Raw genomic sequence first — 253 nt, forward strand, 5'->3', positions numbered from 1 at the left:
GTCCGGGGATGCTCGACGAACTGCTGCGCCTGCCCTTCGAGCTGACGGTTACGCAGAGCTTTGGCTTCGTCGACCGGCAGGCGGCACTCGGCCGGGTCAATCTGGCGCTGCGCCGCATGCGCGCGGCCGATGACGAGGCGCTGAGCCTGCGCGGCGAGCTCGGCGTTGCACGTGACGACCTAGCCGCCGGGCGTGCGGCGTTCGGCGAGCATCACCTGACCATCGCGGTGCGAGCCGATACGCTGGCCGACGT

The 253-nt window shown here is 70.8% G+C and carries 1 protein-coding gene; it reads left to right on the top strand.

What is annotated here, in order from left to right:
• Window positions 1-253, top strand: a 253-nt coding sequence (locus AC0IW9_RS31345) for a VirB4 family type IV secretion/conjugal transfer ATPase (protein WP_471652195.1), incomplete at both ends; no start/stop codon positions are given.

This window comes from Belnapia sp. AC561 (assembly GCF_979252845.1).